Origin of the sequence: Pedobacter flavus, from assembly GCF_036324285.1 — a bacterium.
GTDB lineage: Bacteria > Bacteroidota > Bacteroidia > Sphingobacteriales > Sphingobacteriaceae > Pedobacter > Pedobacter flavus.
On record NZ_JAZDQU010000002.1, the window covers coordinates 796,218 to 810,300 of the forward strand.

At 31.6% G+C, this 14,083-nt stretch carries 15 protein-coding genes, 1 tRNA gene and 1 riboswitch; of the genes, 9 read left to right on the forward strand and 7 right to left on the reverse strand.

All coding sequences use genetic code 11. The features are described 5' to 3' along the window. Window positions 1-43 precede the first annotated feature (43 nt). Together VRU49_RS09675 and VRU49_RS09680 are read right to left on the reverse strand one after the other, a co-directional pair. On the reverse strand, window positions 44-466 hold the full coding sequence (locus VRU49_RS09675) for a DUF983 domain-containing protein (RefSeq protein WP_330146579.1): 423 nt from the start codon (window positions 464-466) through the stop codon (window positions 44-46). A gap of 67 nt (window positions 467-533) precedes the next feature. Beyond that, window positions 534-1,520: a D-alanine--D-alanine ligase gene (locus tag VRU49_RS09680; RefSeq protein ID WP_330146580.1), complete on the reverse strand. Its 987-nt coding sequence runs from the start codon at window positions 1,518-1,520 to the stop codon at window positions 534-536. 176 nt (window positions 1,521-1,696) lie between these two features. Between VRU49_RS09680 and VRU49_RS09685 the strand changes: the two genes are divergently transcribed. The 4 genes from VRU49_RS09685 to VRU49_RS09700 are packed head-to-tail and all read left to right on the forward strand — an operon-like array spanning window position 1,697 to window position 4,902. After that, window positions 1,697-2,464 (forward strand): PASTA domain-containing protein, encoded by a 768-nt coding sequence (locus VRU49_RS09685; RefSeq protein ID WP_330146581.1) that lies wholly within the window; start codon window positions 1,697-1,699, stop codon window positions 2,462-2,464. Further along, window positions 2,465-3,499, forward strand: a complete 1,035-nt coding sequence (gene mltG, locus VRU49_RS09690) for an endolytic transglycosylase MltG (RefSeq protein ID WP_330146582.1) — start codon at window positions 2,465-2,467, stop codon at window positions 3,497-3,499. Further along, complete coding sequence (locus VRU49_RS09695; RefSeq protein ID WP_330146583.1) at window positions 3,499-3,906, forward strand: acyl-CoA thioesterase; 408 nt, start codon at window positions 3,499-3,501, stop codon at window positions 3,904-3,906. Before mltG ends, VRU49_RS09695 begins: the two co-directional genes overlap by 1 nt. Window positions 3,907-3,909: 3 nt before the next feature. Further along, entirely contained in the window at window positions 3,910-4,902 is a 993-nt protein-coding gene (locus VRU49_RS09700; protein ID WP_330146584.1) for a YihY/virulence factor BrkB family protein, read from the forward strand. A 179-nt stretch (window positions 4,903-5,081) separates the two neighbouring features. On the opposite strand, the gene VRU49_RS09705 is transcribed toward VRU49_RS09700, so the two are convergent. After that, entirely contained in the window at window positions 5,082-7,415 is a 2,334-nt protein-coding gene (locus tag VRU49_RS09705; protein ID WP_330146585.1) for a S9 family peptidase, read from the reverse strand. Between the two features lie 401 nt (window positions 7,416-7,816). On the opposite strand from VRU49_RS09705, the gene VRU49_RS09710 reads away from it, so the two are divergent. Beyond that, window positions 7,817-7,904, forward strand: a tRNA-Ser gene (locus VRU49_RS09710). A gap of 513 nt (window positions 7,905-8,417) precedes the next feature. On the opposite strand, the gene VRU49_RS09715 is transcribed toward VRU49_RS09710, so the two are convergent. After that, window positions 8,418-9,956: an exo-alpha-sialidase gene (locus VRU49_RS09715; protein WP_330146586.1), complete on the reverse strand. Its 1,539-nt coding sequence runs from the start codon at window positions 9,954-9,956 to the stop codon at window positions 8,418-8,420. A gap of 41 nt (window positions 9,957-9,997) precedes the next feature. Between VRU49_RS09715 and VRU49_RS09720 the strand changes: the two genes are divergently transcribed. The 3 genes from VRU49_RS09720 to VRU49_RS09730 all read left to right on the forward strand — a co-directional run bounded on the left by VRU49_RS09720 (window position 9,998) and on the right by VRU49_RS09730 (window position 10,987). After that, window positions 9,998-10,141 (forward strand): hypothetical protein, encoded by a 144-nt coding sequence (locus VRU49_RS09720; RefSeq protein ID WP_330146587.1) that lies wholly within the window; start codon window positions 9,998-10,000, stop codon window positions 10,139-10,141. Between the two features lie 73 nt (window positions 10,142-10,214). Next, entirely contained in the window at window positions 10,215-10,751 is a 537-nt protein-coding gene (locus tag VRU49_RS09725) for a DUF2975 domain-containing protein (RefSeq protein WP_330146588.1), read from the forward strand. Window positions 10,752-10,753: 2 nt separating this feature from the next. Then, window positions 10,754-10,987, forward strand: coding sequence for a helix-turn-helix domain-containing protein (locus VRU49_RS09730; protein ID WP_330146589.1), 234 nt, complete (start codon window positions 10,754-10,756; stop codon window positions 10,985-10,987). Here the strand turns inward: VRU49_RS09730 and VRU49_RS09735 are convergent. Both VRU49_RS09735 and VRU49_RS09740 read right to left on the reverse strand, forming a co-directional pair. Then, the gene (locus VRU49_RS09735) at window positions 10,980-11,222 is read right to left on the reverse strand and encodes a hypothetical protein (RefSeq protein WP_330146590.1); all 243 of its coding nucleotides are present in this window, start codon (window positions 11,220-11,222) and stop codon (window positions 10,980-10,982) included. The genes VRU49_RS09730 and VRU49_RS09735 overlap by 8 nt on opposite strands. 47 nt (window positions 11,223-11,269) lie before the next feature. After that, a riboswitch (SAM-I-IV-variant riboswitch) is annotated at window positions 11,270-11,366 on the reverse strand. A 55-nt stretch (window positions 11,367-11,421) separates the two neighbouring features. Next, a complete protein-coding gene (locus VRU49_RS09740) occupies window positions 11,422-12,066 on the reverse strand; it encodes an NAD(P)H-binding protein (protein ID WP_330146591.1) in 645 nt (214 codons plus the stop codon). Window positions 12,067-12,390: 324 nt separating this feature from the next. Between VRU49_RS09740 and VRU49_RS09745 the strand changes: the two genes are divergently transcribed. After that, window positions 12,391-12,693 carry a hypothetical protein gene (locus tag VRU49_RS09745; RefSeq protein ID WP_330146592.1) on the forward strand — a complete coding sequence of 101 codons (303 nt, stop codon included), beginning with the start codon at window positions 12,391-12,393 and terminating at the stop codon, window positions 12,691-12,693. Between the two features lie 36 nt (window positions 12,694-12,729). Here VRU49_RS09745 and VRU49_RS09750 read toward each other — a convergent pair whose 3' ends face one another. After that, window positions 12,730-14,079, reverse strand: a complete 1,350-nt coding sequence (locus VRU49_RS09750; RefSeq protein WP_330146593.1) for a RagB/SusD family nutrient uptake outer membrane protein — start codon at window positions 14,077-14,079, stop codon at window positions 12,730-12,732. Between the last annotated feature and the right edge of the window lie 4 nt (window positions 14,080-14,083).

Sequence of the window (14,083 nt, forward strand, 5' to 3'; positions counted from 1 at the left end):
TTTATTAGAATTACTTCTTTATAATATATAATATCTAAAGATGTTATTTTTTAACCTCAGGTTCAGCATTTTCTGATTTCCCAGAACCCGGAACATAACGTAATCCAGGCGTTAACCAATGCATTAAAATAACCCTAGAATAACGATAATTAAAAGGTGACAAAAGAAATACCACACCTAAAATAACCGCCACAAAAGACCATAAATTTTCGTATTTTAATTCAAGGCCTAAGATATATGCACCAACACCAACAGTTATAATCTCTGCAACGTTCATCGCATAACTAACAAACATTGCTACATAATAATAACCAGGCTCTCTCTCGAAACGTAAATTACATGATGAACAATATTCATTGGTACGTTGTAAATGAAATCCGTACATTTTCCCTGGAAATATATCGCCTTGTCTACATCTAGGACATTTGCACTGAATTACCGCTTCAAACTCTGTTAAAACTTTCATAATACAAAAATAAAGATAATAATATGGATAAATGTAATTTATATCACATTAAACCACATTTTAACAATTATCCTAAAGTTTCCTCCATAATCATACTATAAAACTCTTTTAAGCTTAATCCATAAGCTTTAATTTGTTGCGGAATAAAGCTTGTAATCGTTTGTCCAGGGATAGTATTTATCTCAATAAAATAAAAATCACCAGTATCCTTTTGCAAGAAATAATCTACTCTCACTACACCCCTACATCCAAGCTCTTTGTACACCTCTCCTATTATTCTTTCTACACGCTCCTTTTCTTCTTCATTCATATTTCCAGGTGTTATTTCTTCGGTTGCCCCAGGCGTATATTTTGCCTCAAAATCAAAAAATTCACTGGTGGTTTTAACTTCTGTAGTAGGTAATACAATTACTTCACCTTTATATTGGAAAGCACCGATTGAAAACTCTCTTCCTTCTACAAATTCTTCAACTAAAATCTGATCATCTTCATTGAATGCCTTTTCTAAAGCTGCAGTTAATTCAGACGCAGATTTCACCTTACTCATTCCAATACTGCTACCACCATTATTTGGCTTCACAAAAAACGGCAAGTTTAAATTGGTTAATACTTTTTCTTCATTATGTGGCTGATCTTTAAAAAGATGTACAGACTTTGCCACATTTAATTCATTAATATTCGAAACTACAGCTTTTGTATAACCTTTATTCATGGTTATTGCAGAAGTTAATGCATTACATGTGGTATAAGGAATATTTAGCATATCAAAATATCCTTGCAACTTACCGTCTTCACCCGGAGAACCATGAATAACGATAAATACGCCATCAAACTTTATCTTTTGCCCATTTACAGTTAAAGAAAAATCATTTTTATCAACTTCAATTTTAATAGAATCTGCAGGCTCATAAAACCAAGAATCTTCATTGACCATTATTCTATAGACATTGTATTTTTCTAAATCTATGTTTTGAGCAATGGTTGAAGCACTTTTAACAGAAACCACCCATTCGCCAGTAGTTCCTCCTGTAAGTAAAGCAATATTTTTTTTCATTCTATTTATTTTCAGGCAATTTTTAAAATTTGAGTTGGTAACATTAATAATTAAAACTAATCTTATAAAAGAAACGTTTTACTGGGGTAAAATTAAGATAGTTTAGGAGATCTTTATAAACTTGCTATTAAATATTTTTTTTAATATAAATTTGAAGAATTATTCACCTCCAATATATGAGCAACTTTATTGCATATTTAAAAACTGAATCGTTTAGAAAAACCTTGTTAGCTATGGTAGGAACCATATTTGGTATCCTGCTTATTGCTTTCTTTTTCTTAAGGTTTTACACCAAACACGGTGAAGGAATGAATGTGCCTTCTCTTAAAGGAAAATCTATCGAAGAAGCTACTTCTATTCTAGAAAATTTAGGCTTAAGATATGAATTAGATTCAGTTTATATAATGGACAAACCTCCAGGATTTGTTATAGAGCAAAACCCTGATCCAGAAACATTTGTGAAAGACAACAGAACTATTTATTTAACTGTAAATACTTCTAAAGCACCGAATGTAAATTTCCCTGAAATAGAATTTAAAACACTAAGAGAAGCAAAAGCAATTATTGAAGGTTATGGATTAAAATTAGGCGACACAAGCTACCGTGCAGATGTGAGTAGAGATGTTGTTTTAGAGGCTTTGTTTGGTGGATCTAAAATTAGATTTGGTGAATCTATTCCGAGGGGTTCTAGAATAGATTTTGTATTAGGCGATGGAAGAGGAAATGAAGAAATTGCAATTCCTGATTTAATTGGATTAACTAAAGATGAAGCTTTATTTTCTCTAAAAGGATCAATGCTTAATTTAGGATCAGTTGTTTTTGAAGGACCGATCACCGATTCTACAACAGCAATAATTGTTAGACAATCTCCATTTATGGTTGATTCTCTATCTAAAGTAAAAATTGGAACGCCCATTCATATCGTATTATCAAACAAACAATAAATGAATAAAAATTTGAGAAATATTGTTGTTGCTGCAACAATATTAGTAGTTGCTATAGGAAGCTATTTTATTTACAACTTGTATGTAACCTATTTTAAAGGAAACATAAATGGCGATGTAAAATATATTTATGTACGTACCGGAAAAAATTATGCAGATTTTCTTAATGAATTAAAACAAAATAACCCTTTCATTAATATTGATAGGTTTGAAAGTGCAGCTAAAAAAATGGAACTCGCAAACGCATTAAAACCGGGAAGATATGCTGTTGAAAAAGGCTTAAACAATAGAACTTTAATTAATAGAATTAAATCTGGAAATCAGACTCCTGTAGAGCTTAAAATTCAAAATATTCGTAAAAAATCTAATTTTATAGCCTTCCTTGCCAAACATTTAGAAGCAGATTCTGCAGCTTTTGCTCAAGTATTAAATAATAAGGAAATATTAGAAAAAAACGGATTTAATACAGAAAACAGTTATACTATGTTCCTGCCTAATTCGTATGAGTTTTATTGGAATATTAATCCTCAGGATTTTTTCGATAAAATGAAAAATGAATATACAAAGTTCTGGACAGAGGAACGTAAATCAAAAGCGAAGGCTCTTGGATTAACAGAACAAGAGACCATCATTTTAGCTTCTATTGTTGATTCTGAAGCACTATTTGATAAAGAAATGCCAACTATTGCAGGCTTATATTTAAACAGATTAGAAAAAGGAATAAAATTGCAAGCAGATCCAACTGTAATATTCGCGAACGACGATTTTACTGTTAAAAGGGTAACCAATGCTTTATTAAATAAAGACTCTAAATACAACACATATAAATATAGTGGATTGCCTCCAGGCCCTATTATGATGCCAAGTTTAAACGCAATAAATGCTGTTTTAAACAGAGAAAAGAATAATTACATTTATATGTGTGCTAAAGAAGATTTCTCTGGATACCACAATTTTGCGGTTACAGTTCAAGAACACAACATCAATGCAAAAAAATATAGAGACGCGTTGAATAAGAAAAATATATATCGTTAATGTACACACACACTACAAAAATAAGGGTTCGTTATGCCGAAACCGACCAAATGGGTTATATGTATTACGGCAATTATGCCCAATATTACGAGGTTGGCAGAGTGGAGATGTTAAGAAGTTTAGGCATGTCTTACAGCAGTATGGAGGAAAATGGGGTGATGATGCCTGTTCTAGAACTAAAATGCAAATACATAAAACCTGCATTATATGATCAAGAAATCACGGTTAAAACTATTGTAGATCAAAAGCCATCTGCGCGAATGTTCTTTAAATATGAATTATACAATGAAGCCGAAGAATTAATAAATCTGGGAGAAACCACCTTGGTTTTTGTTGATATAAAAAAGAATAAACCTACTTCTCCTCCAGCCGATTTTATGGCTAGAATTGAGAAATATTTTAAATAAATAATGAATTGGGTACATATACAATTATTAAAGACTAAACCTTATTCAAAATTTATTGAATGGTCTAAGCATTGTGTATTGCCCGGTTTTGCACCTCTACCTTTATATACGGTTGCCATATTCTTTTTTAGAGAGATAGCAAAGGATGAACTTATTAATAAAGCTTCATCTCTTTCTTATAACTTTATGCTGGCTATTTTTCCGGGTATAATTTTCTTGTTTACATTAATTCCATTTTTACCGAACGGATTTCAAGATCAGTTAATGGATTTAATTGAACTTATTTTGCCTAAAAATGCCTATTTAGCATTTGAGCAAACCATAATAGAAATTGTAAAAATCCAGAACGGAGGTTTATTATCACTCGGATTTGTTGTGGCCTTGGTATTCGCAACAAATGGTGTACATACTTTAATGATGGCATTTAACAAGTCGTCATTAATTGTAGAAAACAGAAGCTGGTTTAAAAGGCGTTTAATAGCAACTGTATTAACTTTAATCATCATTATTTCCTTATTCGTTTGTATTGGGGCAATGACTATTGGAGAAATTGCCTTGAATGTATTTAAAGACGAATTACACATTAAAGAATCGTGGGTTTATTATGCAATTCAATTAACCCGGTGGACATTATTAGCCAGTTTATATTTTATCACTATCTCTATTTTATACAGATATGGACCTGCACATTCCTCTAAAAAATGGAAATTAATTAGTCCAGGTTCTTGGTTAGCAACCATTCTGGCCTTCTTAACTATTTGGGGATTTGCTTATTATATTAACAATTTTGGATCCTACAATAAAATTTATGGTTCTATTGGTACATTGGTTGTGATTATGATTTGGCTATATATAAACTCTTTAATCTTATTAATTGGATTTGAGTTAAACGCTAGTATAGATCTATCAAAACGTAGTATCAAAATTATAAGACCAATTTACAATACGTTTAAAAAACCTGAGGTTGAAGAGGTTATTTCTAAAAAGAATAAATAAATAATATTTCCTGTAACAAAAGTCCCTTTTAACTGTCTTAATAGTAGTTAATGAAATTTATCAATTGAGTGATTGTGATTGATAATAAATCTATAAAGATTTTTAAAGCATTAACATCTACTTATGAAACAAAAAGCCCCGAATTATATCGGGGCTTTTTTGCATTTAAAGATTTATAATTAACGTCTTTGTGCTCCGGTTGTCGGTGCAGTACCTCTTAGTGGAAATTCTTGAGGTGGCGTTTGATTTTGAAGATGTTGAACAAAATAATCCCATCTTCTACGCATCATATATGGTGCAAATTGGCCGAAACTATGCGCACTATTAGGGAATAATAATAAATCAAAATCTTTGTTGTTTTTGATTAACTCATCCACAATTAACATAGTATGCGAAGGTGGAACATTATTATCCATCATTCCATGTGCTAATAATAATTTTCCTTTTAAGTTTTTAGCATGAGTATGATTGGCTTGTGCATCATAATCTATTGATCCAGCTAATCCATTATATCTATCTCCCCAAGTATCAGCGTAATTTCTATTATCGTGGTTACCAGATTCTGCAATACCTACTTTATAAAAATCACCATGTTTAAACATAGCCGATGCAGTTGCAAAACCACCACCAGAATGACCCCATATACCTACTTTATCTAAGTCGATAGGATATTTTTGCGCCAATTGTTTTATACCAGCAATTTGATCAGGCAATGTGTTTTCTGCCATATTTCCATAATTCATATCATGGTAACTTTTAGATCTGAATGGATTAGAAGTACCTTCAATTAATACAACTATAAACCCTAATTCAGCTAAGGCTTGATGATCTGAACGTGCAGCAGAGAACGACCAATTACCAACACTTCCGCCTTGTGGACCTGGGTAAATATAATTTACTACCGGATATTTCTTTCCTGCAACCATATTAGTAGGAAGAAAAACGAGACCATAAATATCTGTTTTTTGATCAGCAGCCAATAATTTAACAGGAACTGGAGCTTTCCAACCTGTTGCTACTAATCTAGAAATATCAGCTTTGTCTAATTCAGCAACCGTTTTGCCAGTCATATTTTTCAATACTGTTACAGCAGGAACATCAGGTTTAGAATAAACATCTATAAAATGAGCAAATGATGGAGAAAAAGTTATAGCATGGTTACCTGATTCTGGCGTTAAGACAGTAAAACCTTTACCATCAAAATTTACTCTAGCTAATTTTTGAAAATATGGATTTTCTGGATCCAAACCTGTCGTCATAAAAAATATCTGACGATTTTTTTCATCAACTTGCAATACTCTGGTTACTACAAACTCACCTTTGGTAATCTGATTCTTTAGCTTACCTGTATTAGAATCATATAAATATAGGTGGCCCCAATTATCTCTCTCCGAGTACCATAAAATTTCGCTACTTGCAGGCAAGTATCTCCAATTAATAGCACCTCTACCCGATTCGTAATAAGTAGGTACAACCTCTTCAAACACCTCTCTAACTTCACCAGTTTGAGTATTTGCGATTCTCAACTTATTAATTTTATGGTCACGAGAAATAGATAAAAATGCCAATTCAGAACCATCAGCTCTCCAATCGTTGTCGTCAAATGTACCACTGCTAGCGATATCATCACTTAAAGAACCTCTTCTAACATCAGCATCTACCTTAAACATAGTAGTTTTGCCTGTTTCAATATCAATAACGGCTCTATAAATTCTAGCCACATCTTTATCTGTAGGCAAGGCATATTTCCAAGAACGCAAAGTAGGATTTCCCACATTTGTGGTTACCAAATGCATATCAGTTAAATGACGTTGATCTTGTTTAAAAGTTGAAATTTTCTTAGAATCTGGCGACCATTTTAAAATAGCTCTATCACTAGATTTCCAGGCCGCATTATCTGTTGCCCAACCAAAATCTTTAATTCCATCAATAGTTAATTGAGTTTCCTTACCCGAAGCGATATCTTTAACCCAAAGATTCCAATCTTTTATATAAACTGCCTTTTTACCGTCAGGAGATACATTCTCAATACCACCTACACGACCAGCACCTCTACCCATTGGCATGGCCATACCACCACCAATAGTACCAGGAGATTTATCTTCAGAAACCCTTCCCAATTTATGCTCATATTTCCATTTTTTATTATCTAACATAAAAGAAATAGAAGCACCATCATTGGCTACCGAAATAGCTTGAAAAGGTAATTTATTAGGATCATACGTTTTATTGGTAACAGATGCTAATGTTTGAGCCAATTTAACATGATCAAAAGCTTCAGATTTTCCCTTTTTAGGATCAACTATATAAAACTTATGACCTGATGAATTAGTAGATAAAAACCAAAATTTATCGCCCGGCAGCCAATTTGCACGTACATTACCTCCATCAACCAATGGATCTATATTATACGATAAAAATTTCTCAGCGCGCGCATAATCATTTTGGGAAAGCTGAGCACTGGCCGAAAAGGCAAACAATAGCACAGCTCCTGTGAGTAAAGATCGCTTCATTATTTAAATAAGTTAGTTTGTTAAAATATTACCAAATTAAAATTATGCTTTGAACAAGCCTAATTAATCATGTAACAAATAAGATTACATTAAAATCATGCTCTATTTTTTAAATTTTTGAAGAAAAAAATTCAAAAAACGACACTTTACTCTCGTTTCTACTAAGAATCCTGCATAAAACAGCAATAACTGGGTTTTTAATATCTAATTAAAAATGAGACACTTAAATAAAAATTAAGATAAATTGAATTTTAGAAGATGATAAATGATAGAAGAAAAATAAAAAAAAATATTCATTTAAACCCATGAAAATCAGCATAAAAGTAATATTCACTAAAAAATATTTAAATTTTTTTTCAATCATATTATGTAAATATCAACGGTATTTGTACTTTTGTCGCGGAGAGTTGGCAGAGCGGTCGAATGCGGCAGTCTTGAAAACTGTTGACTGTCATAGGTCCGGGGGTTCGAATCCCTCACTCTCCGCCAAAAGCCTATCAACTAATGTTGGTAGGCTTTTTTTTTGAATCTGTCCCGTCATAAAACGGAATCCCACACGACCAGTCATTCTAGAGCGAAATGCAATGAAGCGAAGGACACTCCCGACTCGTCATCCTGGAGCGAAATGCAATGAAGCGATAGGATCTCATAGATCTAATCTAAATTCAGGTAAAACAACCTAAATAAACAGCCTAAAAATTTATATTTTTAGAATTTTTGTGTAATATTTTTATTATAACAATTAATTAAACAGCTTATTACTAAGTTATTATATTTTCACACTTACTAGAATCTGTTTTTAGATGTAATAATTCTAAAAATTAGTCGTCTATAACCTAAGAACACGCTTTTAACCACAAAGATATTGTTAAGGGGGATTGCGCAGGCTTCGTAGTTAGTATAATCGTTTAGTTCACCTCTATACATCTCCGAATTTTGAAAAACGTACCCCTTTAACATTTTTATATTGAAAAGTACTTTTCGAAGTTTTTAGAATTCGTTTTACTTAATAATTTCATCAACCGGAATTCTAACAAAATACAAGTCTCTAATTCCTTCATAAAAGAAGCCTAAAGTTTTATCATCTATTTTAGTTAAAGCAGAATAACCATATAATTTTCGCTCATCAATTAATAATTCATTTTTTGGATTCCAAGTTTCTGCAAGGTCTAAACTCGCTTTAATGGTTAAATTATATCTTCCAGAAGGCGTATTATCATTACCAAAAAACACAATATCCTTTAACATACCCTTTACCGAAACTTTTTCTTTAATAAAACTTGCCATACATACAGGATCGGGCAAAGCGCTATAAGAAGTTCGATGTTCTTTCCATGTTTTACCATAATCTTTAGTAACTGCAATACTTCTAAACGCACCTCTATTGTCGCGCATATTCAACATTAAAGTTCCTGGTTGCGTTTCCACAATTTGTGCTTCGGTGGTATTTGATTTAGGACCATTTTCCGTTTTCCACGTAATACCCCCGTCCGAACTATAGATTAATGTTGAATGAGGTATTGCATTTTCGTCCCAATATTGAGCAGCAAAAACTAACTTTCCATCAGCAGTTACTATCCCTCCACCTGGACCATTAAAAAACAAATTCCATTTCGGATTTTTAACTCCAGCTGTAATACTTTTTGGCTTTGACCAAGTTAGTCCGTCATCGCTACTAGACACTAAAACCAATTGCCCTGTCTCGTCCTCAGATAAACCCGGCTTAGATCCGGCTATTGATTTATTGCCTTTACTCCAGAGTGCAATAACCCAAATCTTTTTATTAACTGGATCATATAAAATGGCAGGATCACCTACCCCATTATTATCATGAGGTTCACCCATATCCATTATAATTTTCATGGGCTCCCAAGTTCTTCCACCATCCTTACTTCTACTCATACCTACATCAATATTAGCGGGCAAATCGCCAGCATGTTTATAACGAATATCATAAACGGCAATTAGAGTCCCTTTCCCAGTAGTGGTAATACCTGGAATTCTAAAGGTGTGGATATTATCTTCATTTGCCTTTTTTACTACAATACCTATGCGTTTAGAATATTGTTTACTAATGGGTTTAATAGTGATTTTTTGGTTCTGCTCACCCATCGCTTCAATAATTTTAAATTCTACCACATCATCAATATTAGCCAAAGGCTCTAAAGAAGCGCTAAACCATATATAATGCAGTCCGGGCTTAAGATTTAAGTCGACTTTAATTTTTAGATCTTTCCGAGCCGGAACAGAAATAATTTTATTTTGAGTAGAAAAATTAGGCTCATATCCATTATAAAAAACATCCAATTGTTGAATATGCTTAGCTCCAGCGTCATTTAGTGTTCCTGTTAATTCATTAAGATTAAAAGTTTTATAATGCTCAGGAACATATATCGTTAATCTTAACAGTTGATTATGGTTCTCTCCCTTAAACATAGGAATTACAGGCATGTAAGATGATATTTCAACCCCATTTCTTCCGAAAACCGAACCAGTAAATACAGTAATTAATACAATTAAAACTCTAATTTTTAATGCCATTTTAATTTTTTGATATGAAACTTAAATATGATAAATAAAAAATGAATCGCATAAAAACTGGAGATTATAAAATTCAAATCATTCAGAATAAACATTTTATAGATCAAACAGAATCAATTCATACATTGTCAACCAGCAACATAACGCATGGCGGCTTAGCTACTCACTTTTCTATGAAAATCTAATAAACAATAATTATTTATTGTTTATCAATAAATAATTTATTATAATTACAGAAATATTGAAACCTAATAAACCATGAATAAAACAGAAAATATCGTATTCAAAGGATTAACAGCTATAGCCTGTTTCATCTTTATAGGGCTAAGTGTAGAAGCAGGAGGCCTAATTGCGAATTATATATTCGCCGTTTTTAAACCTGAAGTTATTAATAATCTATATCAAAAATTAGATTTAACGGAGATTTACGAAAACAATCCTATAGATTTTTACCTTATATATTCATTTATAAGTAGCTTGGCCGTATTAAAAGCAGTATTATTTTACATTGTTGCTTATATGCTGTATAAAATGGATTTAAAGAAACCTTTTAATGATTTTGTAGCTACAAAAATTACCCATATCAGTTATTTAACTTTAATTATAGGATTATTAAATTATATAGGTAAAAGTTGGTTAGAAAAACAATATTCTGGCACTAAATTTATTCAAGAAATCGCCTCATTTTGGGTGGATAGCGAGGCCTTTATTTTAATGGGTGCTGTAATTTATATTATAGCCAGAATATTTAAAACGGGGGTAGAATTACAAAAAGAAAACGAATTAGTTGTATAAACATGGCCATAATAGTAAATTTAGATGTGATGATGGCCAAGCGTAAAATATCTTTGAACGAATTATCTGATAAAGTTGGTCTCACACTTTCCAATCTCTCGATTTTAAAAACAGGAAAAGCAAAAGCAATACGTTTTAGCACATTAGAAGCAATATGTAAAGTACTAGATTGCCAACCGGCCGATATTTTAGAATTTGTGGATGACCAACCCAACCAGAATGTAGCGCTTAAATAATTAGTTTTTTATCTTTCAATTTCACTCTATTTTTCAATGAAATTCCGTTTTTCATTGTAATAATAGAATAATCGATCTCCCTGCATTGAAACTGTGAAACTAATTCGAGAATAAAAAATGATCGAGCAGTAACCCAACCATTTTTACCAATTTCATCATTAAAACGTGCGATTAATAATTCATCAGTAAGTACTTCTAAATTATTTTTAAAGTTGTAGTTGTTTTTGTTTAACATGATACATTTTTTTAAGTTTAAAATGACCCATCAACAAAAGTGAAGTGTAAAGCCTTTAATTTTGACTGCCTAGCCCCCATCTATTGTACCACCGTGGTAGGTTAAACTCGGTTGGTGTACAATTAAGTACTCTTGATGATAGATTTAATTAATTATAATACAAAGATATATATATATTCTTAATTTTTTTGATAGAAAATCATTTCGACTCAGATAAAATCTGATGAGCACTCAAGATTATTTTGCCTGCCTTAGAGTTCTTTGCATAATTTAGCATAAGATCAGCAAGCTTTTTAACAGGTAGTGGTTTAAAATTATTTAATATTCCCAACTTGTTCAAAAACCCAATTATCGAAACCCCAATTTTTTCGCCAGTTCTATTGGAATTTGGTCGGACCAATGGTCCGGGTCTAAAGATTACAAATGATTGAAAATTTAAATCCTCAATGGCATTTTCTAACAGACCTTTAATTTTAGAATAAAAAAACAGAGAAGATGCGTCGGCATTTGAAGCCGATATTAATAAAAATTTAGATATATGATTGGCTTTTGCAAGTTTGGCAAACTCATACTGATATTGAAAGTCAACTTTATATTGAGCTTCTTTGCTACCTGCATCATTTAATGTGGTTCCCAAACAAGAAATTGCAATATCACCTTTAATTTCCGAAGTCCAATCTGATAGTTGGTCGAAATTAACCATCACTTCTTTCAATTTTTGGTTCGACACCTTTAATGCTTTCCGAAGCAACACTACAACTTCTGTAATGGCCTCATCTGCTAACATCAACTTTAACAATTCATATCCTGTAGCGCCAGTAGCACCAATTAATACAACTTTCATCTGTATATTTTTATTCAAGTAAAATAAGAAATCTTTTTAGAGAAAAGTGGTTAACCAAGAAATTCCGATACTGGTTTCTTAATTTGATGGCATTCCTGACTGTCATGATGTTAATTTAATTACATCTAAGAAAATTGTTGCCAAATAATCAAAATAAAGGTTGAAAAATTAATTCATAAATCTTTTACAATTAAAATACTAATTACTTATTTATCATTTTCAGCTAAGGTGCGGACAAATTTCACATAAAAAACAGTACAGACTTCTAGGAAAGTACTGCCTAAAAACTAAACCGCTCCGCTTGGAGCATAAAAAATTAAAAAAATGAACAATTTAAAAAAAGTGGCCTTAGGGCTTGTAGTAATGCTTATGGCATTCGGATTTAGTGCATTTACAAATGAAACTACTGAAAGATATGTTTATAAAAACACAAGTGATTTAAACATAAATGACGTTTCATCTTGGGAATTAGAGTCTAATTTACCAACCTCAACTTGTGAAAACAGTTTTGAATTGCCATGCGTAATTGAAATTTCTGAACCATTAGCAGATTTTTTACAAAATCATAATACAGCTAGTTCAATTATTGGTTCTTATGCAATTGTTAGTACAAAAGATTCAGAATAAATAAATAATAAAGGCGGAAATAAATTCCGCCTTTATTTAAGGATTTTGTTCCATCGATGTTAAAATCAACAAATTATCTGGTAAAGGCAATGCAAATCCTGAACTATTTGCATTCAATTTATAATCTTTATTATCAACTGTTCTTGATAATGAGATTCCTGCCCCCTCCTTATTTAAACGCTTAATATCCATCCATCTTAATCCTCTAAAAATAAGTTCCTTTCTTCTTTCGTTTAAAACCCAAGTTATAACTTGCTCTTGATTTAGAGATTCCTTGTTTTTATAAAGACCTGCTTTAAATCTTTTTACACCAAGCTTATTTAAATCAATAAGTGCATCAGAAAGCTTCCCTTCTCTGGCTAAACATTCTGCTCGTATTAATAAAACTTCATTTACTGCTACACCAGAAAACAAACTTGCGCTACCGTCATAACTCCCTTTAAAACCATAAGAACCATCTGAATTAATTTTAAAAAGCACAGATTTTCTTAAATCATTAGCTTCAAACATATTCATGATGATAGGGTCTATTTTTGCGCGCGAATTATTAATAATTGGATAAGAAGGAATAACTGTACTGTGTAAAACTTCTGGATTAAATTGTGGAACTGGAAAATTTGCAGTTGCATTTAAAATATTAAAATCAAGTAAAGTAGATTTTAAAGACAATGATGAGTCAGCATATTTTTTAGCATTAGAATAATCACGCATACTTAAATAAGTTCTTGCTAACAATCCATAAGCAGCCACCTTAGATGGTCTCATAACATGAGTATTGTTAATTGGTAAATTATCAATGGATTTTAGTAAATCATTAATTACTTGTTGATAACCTAACTCTACTGTTTCTCTTTTAGATGGCTCATTAAAATCAGTATTTAATCTTAAAGGAATTCCCAATTCTGATTTAGAAAGTTCCTTATCATAGGCATTTGACCAAACATATAATGTTTGTAAAAACGCCTTTGCTCTATAAAAATAAGCCTGACCAATTATATTTTTAGCAACTGCTGGATCATCAAAATTTTGTGGTTTCTCTAATGCATTTATTACAGTATTTGCTCTATAAACAATTCTATAATTTAAAAACCACTCATTTAGTTCGTCTGGAAAAACTTCTTTCCTTTGCCAAGTATATAAATTCCTATAAAAATTATTTAATCCCAAATAATCAGCATTTGATAAATAGAAATCACCTGCTGAAATTTCAGAACTTGCACCATCTACTGTATTTAAAAAGGTACTATTATCCAACAAGGCTTGAAAATCTATGAGTTTACTAGGAATTGCTAAATTTTTATTAGGTTTTTCATCTAAAAACTTCTCACAAGAACTAAGTAAAATCAATAGGCAACCTATTAAAATTAATTTTATATTATTTTTCATTATT